This is a genomic window from Actinokineospora sp. NPDC051303 (genome assembly GCF_055586285.1).
Genome location: NZ_JBVJIN010000011.1, coordinates 1 through 18,668 on the forward strand (window position 1 = coordinate 1; position 18,668 = coordinate 18,668).

The window sequence follows — 18,668 nt, forward strand, 5'->3', positions numbered from 1 at the left end:
CCGCACGTGTGAGGCCGAAGGCATCCCACCCGTCTTTCACACGGCGATCTTCCTTCGTAGGGGCCCCGAAGAAACCACTCCACCCCATCGAGCAAGACAGCAACAGCAACCAGCAGACAAGCAGAAGCATCACCGACGCCGAACAGCCCCCACCCGATCACCACCACGCCGACGCCCACCGGAATGCCATTCACTATGAAGGCTGATATCGCCGACCAAAACGCCGCACCGCCTGCAAGTAGCAGGCCGGTCCCCGAACGGCAATCCCGACGACGGCAAGCCCTGAGCCAACGCACCGTCATCGACCACAGGCAAAGCGCCGCCCTTACGCGCTCCCATCATCCACAAGTATTTCCACTCCCCGTTGATCGCCACCTCAGGAACGCCGAACTCCTGTAACAGCGCCCGGCTCATCGGCCACTTCGGGAACTGCTTGCCGTTGAGCACCCGGCCGAGCGACGTGGGCGACGAGCCGAGTGCGAGGTGGTCGCTGTGTTCGCGGAGTCTGCGTTCCAACTCCCGCAATGATGGCTTTCCCGCTTTCAGGTACTCCTGGGCCAAGCGGTCGTGGAACCGCTCCCGGGCTTCCGTGCGCGTGAGGGCGCCGGGCGCCGGGGAACTGACGGGAGATCGAGGTTCGCTGGCCTCGGCCATGACATCCTCCTCTGGTGGGCTCTGCGATCGGAAGGACCCGCGGCGGCGGGTGATCCGAACGTCAGAAAAGCCCCTGCGGGCGCGGAGTCGGCGAGCCGGTGCGCGAGGCGCCGAGCGCGCGGCCGGTGAGGCCGCTGGCTAGCAGCACGGCCGCGCTCTCGGCGGCGTGTCCCAGGAAAAGCAGCACGAGGATGTAACACAGGACTACCCCGATGACGACGCTCCGCATGGCGGCGCCGGTGCTCCTTCGAGTCGCGGCCGCCGTGCGGCAGGCGCGGCGGGCACGCGGTAGGTCGCGCGGGTACAGCAGGGTCATCAACAGTCACCTTCCGATTGGCCTTGGGCCAACCTTCGTACTCGCCCAGCCGCTGATCGACTGGGCCTTCGTTGATCTGGGCGTGCCGGGGCGCTGGCGTAGGACTGATTCCGATTGGCGATCGGACCTTCGGAAGCATCCCGGGTCGCGTTGGGCACATCTTTCCCTCGCTCTCAATCCGCTGCCAACACGGCGCGGCTGGGCGGCACGGGTTGGCACAGCCCACGCCAAGCCGGTTACTGATTAGTAGTCAGCATTGGCCGCGGCGGGTGAACCGGGCGGGAAAAATAGTTGCGAGGACAATTTACTAATCGGGCAGGCGAACGATCTTGCGGGCGCTCGGCGTTCCGGACGACGTCTTCCCGGGAAACCGAAGAGGACCTCCCGGTGCCAGCGGGAGGCCCTCTTCGTCATCGCTTCTGGCTCGCCCAGATCAGTGACCGTGCCGTAGCGCGCCTTATCGAGCGACCATGCTCCACAAGGCTATCGAGGGGGAAACTGCGACGCAGTTGTGCCGGCGGTTATCCTGCACGCGTTCGGACTTTCCGGCCAGTGTTATGGAAAGTTTTGAGACAAAGTGGCACGAAACGTTACGGCATCCGTCGACCGTACGCGGTAATACGCGACGGATCGCGACATTTCGCGGCAAGACTGTCACGGTTCAGACGAGTGGCGGCGGTCACAGCAGCGCGCCACCCCCGGCGGTGGCCACGGAGTTTTTCCGGCGCCGCCAATCATGCGGTTTGACATTTGTTGAGTCCGGGCCGCGAATCCGGTTTTCGTTCGGAACGACCGCCGTGGTAGTACGTCCATACTGCTGTCCACTCCCCGCGGACGAAACTTCGGTTTCGATTCGAGCGCCATGCCGGGAGGAGGGGCGCGACGGGGATGCCCGCGGGGTCGCGCCGCGTACGGTTTGCCCTGCCGTTTCCGTTCAAACGTCCAGCCCCCTTTCGGCTGCGATCAAACGGCGTAACGCGGCCCCCAAAGTGACATAGGTCACTCCATCGTGGCGCGTTTGCGTTGTTCGAGCCGCCCGTAGGCCACGGTTGGTCTACTACCGAGCGGAGTGACTCATCACGGTTGGTAGTCGCGCGGTCCGCGGTGTGGGCTTCGTCTACGGCCTGGCCACCAACTTTGTGCACACGTTCACAAGCGGTACCGTGGTGGCAGACCCGGAGACGAAATCTGCCGAGGAGTAGCAGCGTGGCGGCACAGCGAGGCCAGCGGAACGGGGTCGGCGACACCCCGCCCGCCCCAACCGCCGCCGAGATCACGACGCCGATCCCGAGGGTCGCGGAGGTGCCCGCCGCACGTGACCGGGCCCGCGCGATCCCCGAGGCCGCGGTGGCCCGGCTCGCGGTCTACCTGCGGGTGTTGTCCGGAATGCAGGAGCAGGGCGCGGGCACCGTGTCCAGCGAGGAACTCGCCGCCGCGGCCGGGGTCAACTCGGCGAAGCTGCGCAAGGACCTGTCCTACATCGGCTCGTACGGCACCCGGGGCGTGGGCTACGAGGTCGTGGTGCTCATCGAGGAGATCGAGCGGATCCTCGGGTTGACCCGGAAACACAGCGTCGCGGTCGTCGGAATCGGTAACCTCGGACATGCCCTCGCCAACTACGGCGGGTTTCCTGGACGAGGTTTCCCCGTGACAGCTTTGTTCGATGTCGATCCCGACCTCGTCGGCGTGCCCGTCGGCGGGATCCCGGTCGACCACATCGATGACATCCCGAGGGTCTGCGCCGAGCGCGAGGTGTCCATCGGGGTGATCGCGACGCCGCCGCCCGCCGCCCAGACTGTATGCGACCGTTTGGTCGAAGCGGGAGTTCAGTGCATTCTGAACTTCGCTCCCGTCGTCCTGCAGGTGCCCGACCACGTCGAGGTCCGCAAGGTCGACCTGGCGGTCGAGTTGCAGGTCCTGTCGTTCCACGTGGCGCGACGGGCCGACGACGCCGCGCAGGATGGCGGGGTCGCTGGGATGGGTCCGGATCTGCAGGTCAACGGGATGGTGGTGTCGTGAGCGTTCTCGCTGTCGGGATGTCGCACCGCACCGCGGAGGTGCGCGTCCTCGAACGCGTCACCGTCTCGGCCGTCGACGTGCCCAAGGTCCTGCACGACCTGCAGGCGTGCGCCAACGTCTCCGAAGCCGTGTTGGTCACCACGTGCAACCGGGTCGAGGTCTACGCGGTCGTCGAGGCGTTCCACGCCGGGCTGGCCGACATCGTGGGCGTGCTCGCGCGGCACTCCGGCGAGGACGTCTCCGCCCTTTACGACCACCTCTACGTGCACTATGCCGCCGCGGCGGCCCAGCACCTGTTCACCGTCGCCGCGGGCCTGGACTCCATGGTCGTGGGCGAGTCGCAGATCCTGGGCCAGGTCCGGCTGGCCTACGGCGCCGCCCGCGAGGCGGGCACCGTCGGCCGCACCCTGCACGAGCTGGTGCAGCAGGCGCTGCGCATCGGCAAGCGGGTGCAGACCGACACCGGGCTGGGCCAGGCGGGCGGGTCGGTCGTGTCCGAGGCGCTGTCCGACGCCGAGGAAGCCCTCGCCGGGCTGGCGGGCCGCAAGGCGCTGATCGTGGGCGCCGGGTCGATGGGCGGCCTGGCCGCCGCCGCGCTGCGCCGGGCCGCGATCGGTGAGGTCGTCGTCGCCAACCGCTCGCAGGCCAACGGCGAGCGCCTGGCCGCGTCGCTGCGCGAGCAGGGCGTGCCCGCCGCCGCCGTCGCGCTCGACGGGCTGCGCGAGCGGATCGCCGACGCCGACGTGGTGATCTCCTGCACCGGGGCCATGGGCGCGGTCGTGCGCGTCGAGCAGGTCGACGCCCGCCCGGCCGACCGGCCGCTGGTCATCTGCGACCTTGGCCTGCCGCGCGACGTCGAGGACGGCGTCGCCGACCTCGCTGGCGTGCGCGTGGTCGACCTGGAAAGCCTCCAGCGCAGGCTCGCCGAGGCCCCCAGCGGCATCGACACCCGCCGCGCTGGCGAGATCGTCGCCGAGGAGGTGCGCGCCTACCTGGCCGCGCAGCGCTCCGCCGAGGTCACCCCGACCGTCACGGCGCTACGCAAGCGGGCCGCCGAGGTGGTCGACGCCGAGCTGCTGCGGCTGGACGCGCGGCTGCCCGAGCTGGACGACCCGGTCCGCGCCGAGCTGGCCCGCACGGTCCGCCGCGTGGTCGACAAGCTGCTGCACACCCCGACGGTCCGGGTCAAGGAACTCGCCTCCGGGCCGGAGGGCACGGGCTACGCCGAGGCGCTGCGCGAGCTGTTCCAGCTCGACCCGCAGGCGCCCGCCGCCGTGGCCGCCCCCTTCGAGACGCCCGTGGACGGTGGTCGCTGATGGAACGCGTGATCAGAATCGGCACGCGCGGCAGCGCGCTCGCCCTGGCGCAGACCGGCACGGTCGCCGACGCGCTGGAGAAAGCGGGCGCGAAGACCGAGATCGTCGTCGTGTCCACCCCCGGCGACCGCTCGTCCGCGCCGATCGCCGAAATCGGCATCGGCGTGTTCACCTCCGCGCTGCGCGACGCGCTCGCCGACGGCACGGTCGACGTGGCCGTGCACTCGTACAAGGACCTGCCGACCGCCCCGGACCCGCGACTGTCGCTCGCAGGTGTTCCTCCTCGGGAGGACCCGCGCGACGCGCTGGTCGCCCGCGACGGGCTGACCCTGGGCGAGCTGCCGCCGGGCGCGCGCATCGGCACCGGCTCGCCGCGCCGCGCCGCGCAGCTGCACGCGCTGGGCTTCGGCCACGAGATCGTGCCGATCCGGGGCAACGTGGACACCCGGATCGCGATGGTGCGCGACGGCGAGGTCGACGCGGTCGTGCTCGCCCGCGCGGGCCTGGCCCGGCTGGGCAGGCTGGCCGAGATCACCGAGACCCTGGACCCGATCCAGATGCTGCCCGCCCCGGCGCAGGGCGCTCTGGCGATCGAGTGCCGGGTGAACGACGTCGACGTCGAGCACCTACTCCAGTCCACTGTAGACGATGAAGCCACCCGGGCCGCGGTGGCCGCTGAGCGCGCCATGCTGGCCGCGCTGGAAGCGGGCTGCAGCGCGCCGGTTGGCGCATTGGCCGATGTCGTGGAAGACCTCGACAGCGACGACCAGGTGGTCTACCGCCTGTCGCTGCGCGGGGTAGCCGCCGCGTACCTGGCCGACGGCGACCCCACCGGGCCCGTCGAGATCATGCGCGCCTCGGCCACCGGTGACCTGACCGCAGGAGAGCAGCTCGGTCGTGCGCTGGCCGCCGAGCTGCTGGAACTCGGGGCCGGGGTGCTCTCCGGTCCCGAGGCGTAGTTGATGAGGAAGTGGCCTGACATGACCACCCGTGCACGCAAGTCCCCCGGTCGCGTCGCCTTCGTGGGTTCCGGCCCCGGCGACGCCGGGCTGCTCACCGTTCGAGCCAAAGAGCTGCTCGAACGCGCGGAGCTCGTGGTTACCGACCCGGACGTGCCCTCCGGGGTGCTGGCGTTCGCCTGCCCCGGCGCCGAAGTCCGCCCCGCCGTGGGGCAACCAGCCGACGTCGCCAAGGACCTCGCTGGCGAGGCCAAATCCGGCCGCGTCGTCGTGCGCCTGGTCGCGGGCGATCCGCTGACGCATTCGGCGGTCGTCGCCGAGGCGCAAGCCGTCGCGCGGACCAGCGCGGTGTTCGACGTGGTGCCCGGCGTCTCCGCCGCCACCGCCGTCCCCGCCTACGCGGGCATCGCGCTCGGCTCCACGCACACCGAGGTCGACGTGCGCGGCGACATCGACTGGGCGGGCCTGGCCGGTGTGCCCGGCCCGATCGTGCTGCACGCCAGCGCCAGCCACCTCGCCGAGGCGGCCTCGTCGCTGGTCGAGCACGGCATCGCGGCGCAGACCCCGGTCGCGGTGACCGCCGACGGCACCGGCTCCAGCCAGCGCACCATCGACACCACGCTGGCCTCGCTGGCCGCCGACGCTGGCGAGATCTCCGGGCACCTGGTGGTGACCGTGGGCGCGGCCGTGTCGCAGCGCTCGAAGCTGTCGTGGTGGGAGTCGCGCGCGCTCTACGGGTGGCGGGTGCTGGTGCCGCGCACCAAGGACCAGGCTGGCGAGATGAGCGAGCGCCTGCACCTGCACGGGGCCATCCCCTCGGAGGTGCCGACGATCTCCGTCGAGCCGCCGCGCAGCCCGGCGCAGATGGAGCGCTCGGTCAAGGGCCTGGTCGACGGCCGGTACCAGTGGGTCATCTTCACCTCGACCAACGCCGTGCGCGCGGTCTGGGAGAAGTTCGCCGAGTTCGGCCTCGACGCCCGCGCGTTCTCCGGCGTGAAGATCGCCTGCGTCGGCGAGGCCACCGCGGCGAAGGTCCGCTCGTTCGGCATCAACCCGGAGCTGGTGCCCTCGGGCGAGCAGTCCAGCGAGGGCCTGCTGGCCGACTTCCCGCCGTACGACGACATCCTCGACCCGGTGGAGCGGGTGCTGCTGCCGCGCGCGGACATCGCCACCGAGACCCTCGCCGCCGGTCTGCGCGACCGCGGCTGGGAGATCGATGACGTGACCGCGTACCGCACCGTCCGCGCCGCGCCGCCGCCCGCCGAGACCCGCGAGATGATCAAGACCGGCGGGTTCGACGCGGTGTGCTTCACCTCGTCGTCCACCGTGCGGAACCTGGTCGGCATCGCGGGCAAGCCGCACGCGCGGACCCTGGTGGCCTGTATCGGCCCCAAGACCGCGGAGACCGCGCGGGAGTTCGGCCTGCGCGTCGACGTCCAGCCCGAGCACGCCACCGTGCCCGCCCTGGTCGACGCGCTCGCCGAGCACGCGGCGCGGCTGCGCGCGGAGGGCGCCCTGCCCCCGCCGCGCAAGACCAAGCGCGCGAGGCGCTAGTACCACCCGCGGGCGGTGTGCAGGGGCACGCCGCCCGCGGCCTTTTGGGGAGGGCCCGATGTTTCCGAACCACCGGCCGCGCAGGCTGCGCGGCACACCGGCGCTGCGACGCATGGTCTCCGAGACCGCCGTCGAGCCGCGGCAGCTCGTGCTGCCCATGTTCGTCAAGGAGGGCGCGACCGAGCCGACGCCCATCGGCAGCATGCCCGGGGTCGTCCAGCACACCCGGGACACGCTGCGCAAGGCCGCCGTCGACGCGGTGCGGGCCGGGGTCGGCGGGATCATGCTCTTCGGCGTCCCCGAGACCCGTGACGCGGTGGGCTCCGGCGGCGTCGACCCGAACGGCGTCCTCAACGTCGCGCTGCGCGACCTGCGGGCGGAACTGGGCGACGAGACGGTCCTAATGGCCGACCTGTGCCTGGACGAGTTCACCGACCACGGCCACTGCGGCGTCCTTGACGCGCACGGCGACGTCGACAACGACGCGACCCTCGCCGTCTACGCCGACATGGCCCTGGCGCAGGCCGAGGCGGGCGCGCACCTGCTCGGCCCCAGCGGCATGATGGACGGCCAGGTCGGCGTTGTCCGCGAGGCGTTGGACGCCGCGGGCCGCCACGACGTCGGCATCTTGGCGTACTCGGCCAAGTTCGCTTCCGCCTTGTTCGGCCCTTTCCGTGAGGCCGTCGACTCGCAGCTAACCGGCGACCGTAAGACCTACCAGCAGGACCCGGCCAACGTCCGCGAGGCGCTGCGGGAGGTCACGCTCGACCTCACCGAGGGCGCCGACCTGGTCATGGTCAAGCCTGCCCTGGCCTACCTCGACGTCATCCGCGCCGTCCGCGAGCTTTCCGACGTCCCGGTAGCCGCTTACCAGGTCTCCGGTGAGTACGCGATGGTCGAGGCCGCCGCCGCCAACGGCTGGCTCGACCGCAGGCGCACCATCCTGGAGACCCTGACCTCGATCCGCCGCGCGGGCGCCGATGTGATCTTGACCTACTGGGCGACCGAGGCCGCGGGCTGGCTGCGCGAGCGCTGACACCGGCGGAACACCCGGCGGGTATGTTCGGGCCGTGCGCACACCAGACGAATCGGACCCGGGGCCGCGCGACGACGAGCCGGTCATGCCGACCGCCGCCGAGGCGGCCGACGCGGGCCAGGCCCGGACGGACGCGCCGCGAGTCGTGCGGGCCGCGTTCTGGGTCTGGGTCGCCGCGGGGCTGATCGGCCTGGTCGGCGCGATCCTCTTCTTCATCTTGCGCGAAGAGTGGGCCGAGAACCAGAAGCGCGTGACGCCCGAGATGCGGTCAGTCGACACCATGCAGGTCGCGGTGGGCCTGTCCTGGTGGCTGTTGCTGGGCTCGCTGATGTTCCTCGGGTTCTTCCTGCTGCTGGCCCACCACGCGCGCCGCGGCGTGCGCAAGGCCCGGACGCTGCTGCTCGTCGTTGGCGTGATCGCCTGCCTGTTCGAGTACTCGGTCGGCCGGGTCACGATCTACGGCTTGATCAGCGCGCTGCTGGTGGTCGTCGGGCTGGGGATGCTCTACATGCCCACGGCGCGGCGGTTCTTCGCCGAGAGCGACGAACGGTGAGCGGGCAGCCCGAGGAGCCGATTCACTACCTGGAGCCGGGGTCGAGTTGGTGGCCGGTGCTGTGGGGGCCGCTGTTCTGCGCTGTCGGCGCGGGTCTTGAGGCCACTACCGGTGTGGTGCACGGACTTACCTGGCTGCTGGTAGGCGCGGTGTTGGCGCTGATGACCGCGGGCTGGGTAAACGCCAGGCGAAAGGTCTGCGCGGTCACGTTGACCGCCACCTCGTTGCGGCAGGGGGAGGAAGTGCTGCCGGTCGAGCGCATCGCCAAGGTCACCGGAGTGCAGGCCCCCGACGGAGCCAAACCGCTCGGTGGCGGTTTCACCGTGCCGCGCAAGACAACCGAGGTGCCGGTGGAGTTGGACGACGGGTCGGTGGTGCTGGCCTGGGCGCGGTACCCGGAGGACCTGACCGAGGCGCTGAAACCGCTGGTCGAGCGCAAAACGTGACCGTCGATCCCGCTAAGTCGCTGTGCATTCGACCAGGCAACCTAATAGTTTCTCAGCTATGACAACGAGTGGACCCGGACCCCAATCCAACGACCCCTACGAGCCACTGCCCAGCGCGCCGCCGGTCGACCCGCGATCCCTGCCGCAGGCGCCCGCCCGGCCCAAGCAGGTCGACACCGCCTTCACCCTGTGGCTGGTCAGCGCCGGACTGAGCCTGCTCGGGTTCGTCCTCACCCTCGCGTTCGGCCAGGACGCGACCCGTGACGCGGCCAGGAAAGCGCTGGAGGACTCGGGCACGTCGTTCACCGAAGCCGATCTCGACACCGCGGTCTCGGCCGCGCTCGTCCTCACCGGGGTCGTCGCGATCCTGTTCTTCGGCCTCTACCTGCTGTTCGCGTTCAAGATGCGCGCGGGCCGCAACTGGGCGCGGCTGACCCTGGCGATCCTGGGCGGCATCGGCCTGCTCTTCGGCATCTTCGGCCTGGTTTCCGGCGAGCAGGGCCCGCTCGACATGGTCGTCGGCATCGCGCAGATCGCCCTGGTCGGCACCGCGATCTACCTCATGTACACCAAGGAGTCCTCGGCGTACTTCGACGCGGCCAAGCGCGCGAGCTGACCGCGTTCGACGGCGGGCGGGGCGGTTCGGGACGCGCGAACGACCGTTAAATACACCTCGTAACACGGGTGTGTCCGGGGACTACATAGTTCGCATGACCGCCTCCCCGCCCGATTCGCCCCGTTCCAGACCCGGCGCGGTGACCGCGGCCTGCTACGGCTCGCTGGCCGCCGCCGCGCTCGCGGGCGCCCTGCTGCTGCTGTCCGACCGGCCCCTGGGCTACCTCGGACTCGGCGCGGGCCTGTCCGCCGTCCTCGCCGTCGTCCTCGTGCTGCCGTTGCGCGCGGGGCGGGGCTGGGCGCGCTACGCGTTCCTGGTCACCGCGCTGGTCGGGGCGCTGTGCGCGCCAGCGGCGGCCAACGCGCTCTGCCACGGCGCCGCCGTCTACGTCGGCGCGCTGCTGATCACGCTCTGGGTCGCCGTGGTCGTCCTGCTGCTGCGGGTCGACGTCCGCGAGCACTTCGCGGGCACCGCGCCCGAGGCGACGCGGCCATGAGAGGCTGACCCTGTGACAGCAGGGACGAGTCAGCCCGAGGCGCCCGACCTGGCCTGGCCGGTGGGCACCGAAGGGCTCAACCAGCCGAAGCGGGCGCTGGTCGCGGCGGCCGAGCTGGTCGCGGCCGCCCTGCTGGTGTGGCTCGCGGTGTGGCTGTGGTCGCGCGGAACCGTGCCGCTGACCCCGATCGCCGAGCGCCCCGACCTCGCCTTCGAGCGCTACGCGGGCAACTGGATCGGCGCCTCGGTCGCCGCGGGCACCGGCGCGCTGATCGTCGTCCTCGACGCCGTGCGGCAGATCGCGCTGGCCGTGCGGGCCCGCTCCCGCCGTACGTGAGCGCGGACACTCGACCCGATTTGGGAGACTGGCCCCGTGGAAGCTGAGACCCAGGCGCACGTGCGCGGTTCGGCCACGCTGTTCGACCGCGCGAAAGCGGTCACCCCTGGCGGAGTGAACTCCCCGGTGCGGGCGTTCTCCGCGGTGGGCGGCACCCCCCGGTTCATGGTGCGCGGCCAGGGCCCGCACCTGTGGGACGCCGACGGCAACCGCTACGTCGACCTGGTCTCGTCGTGGGGCCCGATGATCCTCGGGCACGCGCACCCGGCCGTGGTCGACGCGGTGCGCGCGGCGGCGGGCAACGGGCTGTCGTTCGGCGCGCCGACGGCGGGGGAGATCGACCTCGCCGAGGAGATCATCGGCCGGGTCTCCCCGGTCAACCAGGTCCGGCTGGTCAACTCCGGCACCGAGGCCACGATGAGCGCGATCCGGCTGGCCCGAGGCTTCACCGGCCGCCCCCGGATCGTGAAGTTCGCAGGCTGCTACCACGGCCACGTCGACGCGCTGCTCGCCGAAGCGGGCTCCGGCGTGGCGACCCTGGGCCTGCCCACGACGCCGGGCGTCACCGGCGCGCAGGCCGAGGACACCATCGTGCTGCCCTACAACGACCTCGACGCGGTCCGCGCCGCCTTCGCCGAGCACGGCCAGACGATCGCCGCGGTGATCACCGAGGCCGCCGCGGGCAACATGGGCGCGATCGCCCCGGTCCCCGGCTTCAACGAGGGCCTGCGCGAGATCACCGCCGCCAACGGCGCGCTGCTGATCATGGACGAGGTGATGACCGGCTTCCGCGTGTCCGCGGCGGGCTGGTTCGGCATCGAGGGCGTCGTCGCCGACCTCTACACCTTCGGCAAGGTCATGTCCGGCGGCCTGCCCGCCGCCGCGTTCGGCGGGCGCGCCGAGGTCATGGCCGCGCTCGCCCCGTCCGGCCCGGTCTACCAGGCGGGCACCCTGTCCGGGAACCCGGTCGCGGTCGCCGCGGGCCTGGCCACGCTGCGCGCCGCCGACGAGACCGTCTACCGCGCCTTGGACGCCAACGCCACCCAGCTCGGCGCGCTGCTCACCACCGCGCTGACCGAGGCGGGCGTGCCGCACCGGGTGCAGTTCGCGGGCAACCTGGTCAGCGTCTTCTTCACCGAAGACCCCGTGGTCGACTACGCGGGCGCCAAGGCCGCGCAGACCTGGCGGTTCCCGCCGTTCTTCCACGCCCTGCTCGACCGCGGCGTCTACGCCCCGCCCAGCGCGTTCGAGGCGTGGTTCGTCAACGCGGCGCTCGACGACGACGCGTTCACCCAGATCGCCGACGCCCTCCCGCACGCGGCGGCGGCGGCAGCGGCGAAGGAGCCGGTGTGAGCAAGACGATCGTCCACCTGCTGCGCCACGGCGAAGTCCACAACCCCACCGGCGTCCTCTACGGCAGGCTCCCCAACTTCCGCCTGTCCGACACCGGCAAACGCCAGGCCCTCACCGTCGCCGAGCACCTCAGCGACCGCGACATCACCCACGTCGTGGCGTCCCCCCTGCAACGCGCGCAGGAGACCGCCGCCCCCATCGCGGGCTCCCACCGCCTGGAGATCGCCACCGACGACCGCCTCATCGAGTCGGCCAACGTCTTCGAGGGCCAGAAGGTCTCGGTGGGCGACGGCGCGCTGCGCTCCCCCCGCAACTGGCCCCATCTGCGCGACCCGTTCACCCCGTCCTGGGGGGAGCCGTATTTGGAGATCGCGCACCGGATGCTCGGCGCCGTCCACCGCGCCCGCGAAGCGGCGAACGGCCACGAGGCGGTGTGCGTGTCCCACCAGCTGCCGGTGTGGACCATCCGCCGCTACCTGGAGGGCAAACGCCTCTGGCACAACCCCTCCCGCCGCGAGTGCTCCCTGGCCTCCCTCACCACCCTCGTCTTCGACGACGAGCAGCTAGTGGAAATCCGCTACTCGGAACCCGCGGGCTCCAGCGACCCCAGGAAAACGGGCGCGTGACCGTGCGCGCCCTCCTGGCGGCCGCTTCGGCCCTAGTCCTGGCCCTAGCGGGCTGCGCCACCGGGGAGAACACGAACAATTCGGAGTTCGTCTTCGTCTCCCCCGGCGGCAAAACGGAAATCTTCTACGACGGCCCCGACCGCAAACCGCTCCCCGACCTCTCCGGCGCGGACCTGATGGACGACACCAAACGCCGCTCCCTGGCCGACTACCGAGGCAAAGTAGTAATCCTCAACGTCTGGGGCCAATGGTGCGCCCCCTGCCGCACCGAAGCGGCCCAACTCCAGAAAATCCAGGACGCCTACCCCGACCGGGCCCAAGTCCTGGGCATCAACTTCCGCGACAACCAACGCGAAGTCCCCCAAGATTTCGTCCGCGACCGCGGCCTGACCTACCCCTCCATCTACGACCCCTCCGGCCGCACCCTGCTCGCCCTCAAGGGCTACCCCCGCACGGTCGTCCCGGCCACTTTCGTCATAGACAAACAGGGCAACGTAGCCGCCGCCTACCTCCGCGAACTCCTAGCCGAAGACCTCACCCCGGTAGTCGACCGCCTCACAGCCGAGTAACACCACCCGTCCCCTCCCCCGCTCGACCCTGTGAGCGGTGTCACTACTGTTCGATTGTGGCACAGCTGTGCGCGGAGGTGGTTAACCTCCGCACAGGCAAGTCGTTTCACCGCGACATGGGCAGTCGACTTACATGGCACAATGACTGAAAGCCAGCGACACCTCGTTCATATTGTAAGCGAATTCCGCGACAAATTGCAGCAATCCAATGCCGCCTACATGCAGCAGGAGGCTGATACCGCGCGTTCGTTTAGTCATCTTGCCGAGAATCTGGAAGCGAGGTTGAACCCCGATGGCCCCACCGGACAGACACCCTGATCCTTACCACTCGGCGACCACGGGCATCGACAGTGAATTTGGACACGAAGGCGAGATAGCCGCATGGGTCGAGTGGCTTCTCCACCCGGAAGAACACCACTATGACCGGATGGTCATCCTGGGTGACGGCACAAAGGTGGAGTCGCGAGGTGATCTTCCCATCAAGAGGAATGATCTGGACCCCAATGGTCCGTTGATTCCAGATCCGGCCGAGCCAACAGAGTACTATCCGTTCGAATCGGTAATCGAAGGTTGCTACATCGAGCAGTTTTTCGATCCAGCCCTCGCCCTCTCCGGACAACTGCTTGAAAGCGAGTATTGCGACTTGAGCAAGGTGTTCAAGGGGTTATGCGATACTTCGTGGCAGAATGACGACTGGATCGGTAGGCTTAGCGGGGAATTCGAGGATCTCCGGCAAGAATGGGAGGGCTCTGCCGCGCTCCATGCTGGCGCATTCCTGGGCGCCATCGACGACTTTCTGAAGGATTTCAATCGAATTGCCGCCGAGTTGGCCGCACTCGTGTTGCAGTACGGTGCCATAATCAAACTTGCCCGCAGAAGTCTGAATAATGCCATGGGCAAGCTCGTGGACGCGTTTCACCGAAAATTCTACGCAAATGAGAACCCGTTGGAGAAGGTGCTGATCAAGGCGCTGGTCGCGGTTTCAGGCGCGACACTCATCCTACATGTCCGGGGGAACGGCTGCGGCAGCTTGGGCGGCTGGGTTATCCACAGTGGTCGACAAGACGCTCGACAGCGAGGGCCCGGAGATCGGTGGCACAACGTGGCGCAAGATCGTAGATGATTACTTTGTCGCCCAAGCGGAGATCCTGCGACTTGCGCGTGCGGAGATTGACAGGTTGCACGACGACATCACGAGGCTGGCCGGACGACTGGTGAACATGCCAAAGTTGCCAGGATAGATCGGTTGATCATGCGTGGGATTGGGCCAATGAACCGAGCTGGGATTCTCCTATTGGTCATAGCTGCGGCTATGGCCGGGTGTTCGTCGGACTCGACGGAACCGGAGCGGCCTCGGCCGGTTCAGGCGGCGTACCCGAAGGCCGAGGTCCCGCGGGATCGGAATGAGGGCGCCGTGGTCGCGGAGCTGCGTGCGCTCGATCCGTGTGCCCTGCTCGCCCCGGACGCCGTCGGAGCCCCGGCGGGGACCGCGCCCAGGCCGGTCGCCGCGCACAGGTGCATGGTGTCGGCGGGTGACGGAGGCGGTCGGTTCACCATCGATGTCGATGACCGGTTCGACCGGATGCAGAAGTACTGGGCGGCGCCTCTCGTGCTCGACGGGGCCACCGCCTATCTGACTTCGGGGCCGGGGGAAGGACGGTGTCAGGTCGCGATTCCGGTGACCTTCGAGGTCGCCGTGACCATCGTGGGCCGTGACGGGCCGAAATCCTTAAGCGACCTCTGCGCCCAGGCCAAGGCCGCAGGCGAGGTCGCGGTCACCAGGCTGGGCGCGCTGGTGTTCCGGAACGAGCCCGACATGGCACTGGCCGGGGCCTGCGTCGACTTCCCCTACGGCACGACCTGTCAGCCCAGCACCGCTGCCCCGGTCCCGACCGGCCCGGAAGCCGCGTTCGTCGCCGCGGCGGGGGACGCACGGGTCGTCTGTGAGATCGCGGGCAATGCCTTCGGCGCGTTCTCCGCGGACTTCGCGCCCGTCCTGGCCAGCCTCGGCAATGAGCCGCCGCGGTGTCATCTCGTGGAACCGACCCACACCGTGATGATCGAACTCGTCGTGCACTACGACCGCGATCTCGCCGACAGCACGCCCACCGCCGGTGGACGAAGCGCCACGGTGGCGGGTCGGCAGGCCATGATCACAGGCGTGCAGGGGCAGCAGCGGGTGTGCCTGCTGCCGGTTCCCGGCTCCAAGGTCGGGGCGCTGTGCGTCGTTGCCTATTTCCTGCCCGGCCGTGGCGTGGCATCCGCGCAGAAGGTCGACTCCAGCAAGGCTCCCGAGTTGGAACGAGCCGTGGCTGAGATCGTGGCCAAGCACTTCTCCTGAGCGGGTTGTGAGCTACGCCCCTCACCAGGCCACCGCCCAACGGCTCTCAGCAGGCGTTCCTTACCCTGATCGGGTGGACCCGACGGAGCTCGCCATATCCGGACCGCTGCTGCTTGCCAGTGGTGTGGCCATGCTCGCCGGGTTGATCTCCTTCGCTTCCCCCTGTGTTGTTCCTCTTGTCCCCGGTTATCTCGCTTACCTGGCCGCTCTAGTCGGTGCCGAAGCCCCTGCCGTTGACACTGACGAGGACCGTAAGAAGGGCCGTTACCGCGTCTTGGGCGCGGTAACCCTGTTCATCCTCGGCTTCACCGTCGTGTTCGCCGCCACTGTGGGCAGTCTGGTCTGGCTGGCTGACGGATTGCTGCTCAACTCCGAGGCCCTCCAACGGTTCGGCGGGGTGCTCACCATCGCCATGTCGTTGGTGTTCATCGGGCTCGTCCCCGGGATGCAGCGGGACATCCGCATTCACAAGACTCCCCGCTTCGGTCTCGCGAGCGCCCCCGTGCTCGGCGGCATCTTCGCGCTCGGTTGGACGCCCTGTCTGGGGCCGACGCTTTCCGGTGTCATGACAATCGCCGCGTCGACCGGCAGCAACGCCGCGCGCGGGTATCTGCTGGTGGTCGTCTACTGCCTCGGCCTCGGGGTGCCGTTCCTGCTGATCGCGCTCGGCGCGCGGTGGGCGGTGCGCGCCACGACCTGGCTGCGCACCCACGGCAGGCTGATCCAGATCGTCGGCGGGGCGATGTTGTTCGTCGTGGGGGTGCTGCTGGTCACCGGGCTGTGGGCCGAGTTGGTCTCCTGGCTGCGCAACACCGTGGTCACCGACGTGAAGCTGCCCCTGTGAGGCGCGCCCTCGCGTTCCTGCGCAACACCTGGCGCGGCCTGACGTCCATGCGCACCGCCCTGGTGCTGCTGTTCCTGCTCGCCCTCGCCGCGATGCCCGGCGCGCTGCTGCCGCAGCGGTCGCTGAACTCGGGCAAGACGCAGGAGTACATCGCCGAGCACGGCTGGTGGGGGACGCTGCTCGACCGGCTCCAGTTCTTCGATGTCTACGGCAGCGTCTGGTTCTCCGCGATCTACCTGCTGCTGTTCATCTCTCTCGTCGGCTGCCTTGTCCCGCGCACCGTCGAGTACGCCAAGGCGCTGCGCGCCAAGCCGGTCCTGACCCCGCGCAACCTGGCTCGCCTCCCGCACCACGCGACGGTGACCGCCGACGCCACGCCCGAGCAGGTCATGGCCGACGCGCGCGCCCAGTTGCGCGGGTGGCGGCTGGTCGAGCGCGACGAGGCGGACGGCGCGCGCGGCCTCAGCGCCGAGCGCGGCTACCTGCGCGAGGCGGGCAACCTGGTCTTCCACTTCGCCATGCTCGGCCTGATCGTCGCGCTGGCCCTGGGCAAGATGTTCAACTACGAGGGCCAGGTCATCGTGCTCGCCGACGGCTCGGGGGAGCACTGCAACGCCGCCCCGGCCAACTACGACTCGTTCCGGCCCGGCCTGACCGTCGACGGCACCGACCTGCACCCGTTCTGCGTGCGGGTGGACGACTTCACCGTCGGCTACCTGCCCAACGGCCAGGTGGACCAGTTCCTGGTGAAGATCCGCTACCAGGCGGGCGACGACCTCGCCTCGGGCCGCTGGCACCCTTACGACCTGCGCGTCAACGAGCCGCTGCGGCTCGCGGGCGACCGGGTCTACCTGCTCGGCCAAGGCTACGCGCCCACCTTCACCGTGACCTTCCCGGACGGGCAGCGCCGCACCCAGACCATGCAGTGGCGCCCCGTCGACACGCTGACGCTGCTTTCCGAGGGCGCCACCAAGTTCGACCCGCCCGGCGTCACCGACTCCGCCCAGCGCCGCACACGGCAGTTGGCGGTCACCGGCCTGTTCGCGCCGACCGCCCTCATCCACGACAAGGTCCTCACCTCCAGCTTCCCCGACCTGACCGACCCGGCCGTCGCCGTGGACGTCCTGCGCGGCGACACCGGCCTCGACTCCGGCCGCAGCCAGTCGATCTTCGAGGTGGACCAGTCGCTGGTCGACAGCGGCAGGCTCACCCGCGTCGCCCGGCAGAACCTCAAACCCGGCGGCGAGATCACCCTCGACGACGGCACGAAAGTCCGCTTCGACGGCGTCGAGCGGTGGGTGAACCTGCAGGTCTCCCACGACCCGACGCAACTGTGGGTGCTGGTGTCGGCCGTCGTGATGATCCTCGGCCTGGGCACGTCGCTGGTCGTCAAGCGGCGCAGGCTCTGGGTGCGCGCGACCCCGGACGGCGAGGGTCGTACGGTAGTGGCAGTCGGCGGTCTCGCTCGCACCGACCAGGCGGGTTACGGCGAGGAGTTCAGCAGGATCGCAGCGACGCTGCTCAGTCCCCGGAGGGATACCTGATGCCCGTCATGCCCGTCAACGAGACGCTGGCCAGCTACAGCGACTGGAGCTTCGGCGCGGCCGCCCTGGTCTACGTGTTCGCGATGATCTTCTACACCGTCGAGCAGGCGTTCGGCCGCGCGGCGAAGAAGTCCGAAGCCGCCCGCGAACTGGTCTACGCGGGCGCGCCCGCCACCCCGCAGACGCCGCAGATCGGCCTGATCACCGAGGCGCCGACGCGGAGCAGGCCCGAGCGGTTCGGCCGGATGGCCGTCGCCCTGACCGTGCTCGGCGCGGTTCTGCACCTGGCGTCGCTGGTGCTGCGCGGCCTGGCCACCGAGCGGGCCCCCTGGGGCAACATGTACGAGTACGGGGCGGCGGCCATGCTGGTCGCGGTCGTCACCTGGCTCGTGCTGATGCGCAAGTTCGACGTGCGCAGGCTCGGCGCGTTCGTGCTCACCCCGATCGTGATCCTGATGTTCCTCGGCGGGACCGTCCTCTACACCGAGGCCGCCCCCGTCCAGCCAGCCCTCCAGTCGTACTGGCTGGTCATCCACGTCTCCGCCGCGGCGGCCTCCAGCGGCCTGTTCCTCGTGCCCGGCGTCGTCAGCCTGCTTTACCTGGTGAAGGTCAAGCACGACGCCGACCCGACGAAGTTCGCCCGGCTGGGCCCGCGCCTGTCCGACGCCGACACCCTCGACCGGCTCGCCTACCGCACCACGATCTTCGCGTTCCCGATCTACACGTTCGGGATCATCTGCGGCGCCATCTGGGCCGAGGCCGCCTGGGGCCGGTTCTGGGGCTGGGACCCGAAGGAGACCGTGGCCTTCGTGGCGTGGGTCGTCTACGCCGGTTACCTGCACTCCCGCGCCACCGCGGGCTGGCGCGGGAGCCGCGCGGCCGTGATTAACACGATCGGGTTCGCCATGGTCGTGTTCAACCTGTTCTTCATCAACCTCGTCATCACCGGCCTGCACTCTTACGCCTAGCCCGACCTGCGGTTGCTCGTGCGAACCGCATCACCCCCCTTTCTGTGCCGCCCGCGGCAAGCGACTACCGTCGCAAGAGATCGGGGAACTCCCCGCTCGACGCTTGCAGGAGGGGTCGCAGG

General features: G+C 69.8%; 21 protein-coding genes. 19 read left to right on the forward strand and 2 right to left on the reverse strand.

Annotated elements, in window-relative coordinates:
* Positions 1 to 129: 129 nt before the first annotated feature.
* Together ACZ6SD_RS10995 and ACZ6SD_RS11000 are read right to left on the reverse strand one after the other, a co-directional pair.
* A complete protein-coding gene (locus tag ACZ6SD_RS10995) occupies positions 130 to 654 on the reverse strand; it encodes a hypothetical protein (protein WP_465316746.1) in 525 nt (174 codons plus the stop codon).
* A gap of 61 nt (positions 655 to 715) precedes the next feature.
* Positions 716 to 970 carry a hypothetical protein gene (locus ACZ6SD_RS11000; RefSeq protein WP_465316747.1) on the reverse strand — a complete coding sequence of 85 codons (255 nt, stop codon included), beginning with the start codon at positions 968 to 970 and terminating at the stop codon, positions 716 to 718.
* Between the two features lie 1,206 nt (positions 971 to 2,176).
* On the opposite strand from ACZ6SD_RS11000, the gene ACZ6SD_RS11005 reads away from it, so the two are divergent.
* From ACZ6SD_RS11005 to ccsB, 19 genes are all read left to right on the forward strand, one after another.
* A complete protein-coding gene (locus tag ACZ6SD_RS11005) occupies positions 2,177 to 2,989 on the forward strand; it encodes a redox-sensing transcriptional repressor Rex (RefSeq protein ID WP_465316748.1) in 813 nt (270 codons plus the stop codon).
* Positions 2,986 to 4,305 (forward strand): glutamyl-tRNA reductase, encoded by a 1,320-nt coding sequence (locus ACZ6SD_RS11010; RefSeq protein ID WP_465316749.1) that lies wholly within the window; start codon positions 2,986 to 2,988, stop codon positions 4,303 to 4,305. The genes ACZ6SD_RS11005 and ACZ6SD_RS11010 overlap by 4 nt, the downstream gene beginning before the upstream one ends.
* Positions 4,305 to 5,264 (forward strand): hydroxymethylbilane synthase, encoded by a 960-nt coding sequence (hemC, locus tag ACZ6SD_RS11015; protein WP_465316750.1) that lies wholly within the window; start codon positions 4,305 to 4,307, stop codon positions 5,262 to 5,264. Before ACZ6SD_RS11010 ends, hemC begins: the two co-directional genes overlap by 1 nt.
* A gap of 21 nt (positions 5,265 to 5,285) precedes the next feature.
* A complete protein-coding gene (locus ACZ6SD_RS11020; protein WP_465316751.1) occupies positions 5,286 to 6,818 on the forward strand; it encodes a bifunctional uroporphyrinogen-III C-methyltransferase/uroporphyrinogen-III synthase in 1,533 nt (510 codons plus the stop codon).
* A gap of 58 nt (positions 6,819 to 6,876) precedes the next feature.
* The gene (hemB, locus tag ACZ6SD_RS11025; protein WP_465316752.1) at positions 6,877 to 7,854 is read left to right on the forward strand and encodes a porphobilinogen synthase; all 978 of its coding nucleotides are present in this window, start codon (positions 6,877 to 6,879) and stop codon (positions 7,852 to 7,854) included.
* Positions 7,855 to 7,888: 34 nt separating this feature from the next.
* On the forward strand, positions 7,889 to 8,407 hold the full coding sequence (locus ACZ6SD_RS11030) for a hypothetical protein (protein ID WP_465316753.1): 519 nt from the start codon (positions 7,889 to 7,891) through the stop codon (positions 8,405 to 8,407).
* A complete protein-coding gene (locus ACZ6SD_RS11035) occupies positions 8,404 to 8,853 on the forward strand; it encodes a hypothetical protein (protein WP_465316754.1) in 450 nt (149 codons plus the stop codon). Before ACZ6SD_RS11030 ends, ACZ6SD_RS11035 begins: the two co-directional genes overlap by 4 nt.
* 58 nt (positions 8,854 to 8,911) lie before the next feature.
* Entirely contained in the window at positions 8,912 to 9,469 is a 558-nt protein-coding gene (locus ACZ6SD_RS11040; RefSeq protein ID WP_465316755.1) for a hypothetical protein, read from the forward strand.
* A 94-nt stretch (positions 9,470 to 9,563) separates the two neighbouring features.
* On the forward strand, positions 9,564 to 9,965 hold the full coding sequence (locus ACZ6SD_RS11045; protein ID WP_465316756.1) for a hypothetical protein: 402 nt from the start codon (positions 9,564 to 9,566) through the stop codon (positions 9,963 to 9,965).
* Positions 9,966 to 9,977: 12 nt separating this feature from the next.
* A complete protein-coding gene (locus ACZ6SD_RS11050; protein ID WP_465316757.1) occupies positions 9,978 to 10,301 on the forward strand; it encodes a hypothetical protein in 324 nt (107 codons plus the stop codon).
* 36 nt (positions 10,302 to 10,337) lie between these two features.
* On the forward strand, positions 10,338 to 11,654 hold the full coding sequence (hemL, locus tag ACZ6SD_RS11055) for a glutamate-1-semialdehyde 2,1-aminomutase (RefSeq protein WP_465316758.1): 1,317 nt from the start codon (positions 10,338 to 10,340) through the stop codon (positions 11,652 to 11,654).
* On the forward strand, positions 11,651 to 12,280 hold the full coding sequence (locus ACZ6SD_RS11060; RefSeq protein ID WP_465316759.1) for a histidine phosphatase family protein: 630 nt from the start codon (positions 11,651 to 11,653) through the stop codon (positions 12,278 to 12,280). The genes hemL and ACZ6SD_RS11060 overlap by 4 nt, the downstream gene beginning before the upstream one ends.
* 2 nt (positions 12,281 to 12,282) lie before the next feature.
* Positions 12,283 to 12,849, forward strand: coding sequence for a TlpA family protein disulfide reductase (locus tag ACZ6SD_RS11065; protein WP_465316900.1), 567 nt, complete (start codon positions 12,283 to 12,285; stop codon positions 12,847 to 12,849).
* Positions 12,850 to 12,990: 141 nt separating this feature from the next.
* Positions 12,991 to 13,167 carry a hypothetical protein gene (locus ACZ6SD_RS11070; protein WP_465316760.1) on the forward strand — a complete coding sequence of 59 codons (177 nt, stop codon included), beginning with the start codon at positions 12,991 to 12,993 and terminating at the stop codon, positions 13,165 to 13,167.
* On the forward strand, positions 13,142 to 13,972 hold the full coding sequence (locus tag ACZ6SD_RS11075) for a hypothetical protein (RefSeq protein ID WP_465316761.1): 831 nt from the start codon (positions 13,142 to 13,144) through the stop codon (positions 13,970 to 13,972). Before ACZ6SD_RS11070 ends, ACZ6SD_RS11075 begins: the two co-directional genes overlap by 26 nt.
* A 291-nt stretch (positions 13,973 to 14,263) precedes the next feature.
* Positions 14,264 to 15,190, forward strand: a complete 927-nt coding sequence (locus ACZ6SD_RS11080) for a hypothetical protein (RefSeq protein WP_465316762.1) — start codon at positions 14,264 to 14,266, stop codon at positions 15,188 to 15,190.
* A 73-nt stretch (positions 15,191 to 15,263) separates the two neighbouring features.
* Positions 15,264 to 16,034, forward strand: coding sequence for a cytochrome c biogenesis CcdA family protein (locus ACZ6SD_RS11085; protein WP_465316763.1), 771 nt, complete (start codon positions 15,264 to 15,266; stop codon positions 16,032 to 16,034).
* A gap of 47 nt (positions 16,035 to 16,081) precedes the next feature.
* Positions 16,082 to 17,578, forward strand: a complete 1,497-nt coding sequence (gene resB, locus ACZ6SD_RS11090; protein WP_465316901.1) for a cytochrome c biogenesis protein ResB — start codon at positions 16,082 to 16,084, stop codon at positions 17,576 to 17,578.
* Positions 17,579 to 17,586: 8 nt separating this feature from the next.
* Positions 17,587 to 18,546, forward strand: coding sequence for a c-type cytochrome biogenesis protein CcsB (gene ccsB, locus ACZ6SD_RS11095; protein ID WP_465316902.1), 960 nt, complete (start codon positions 17,587 to 17,589; stop codon positions 18,544 to 18,546).
* The last annotated feature ends 122 nt before the right edge of the window (positions 18,547 to 18,668 follow it).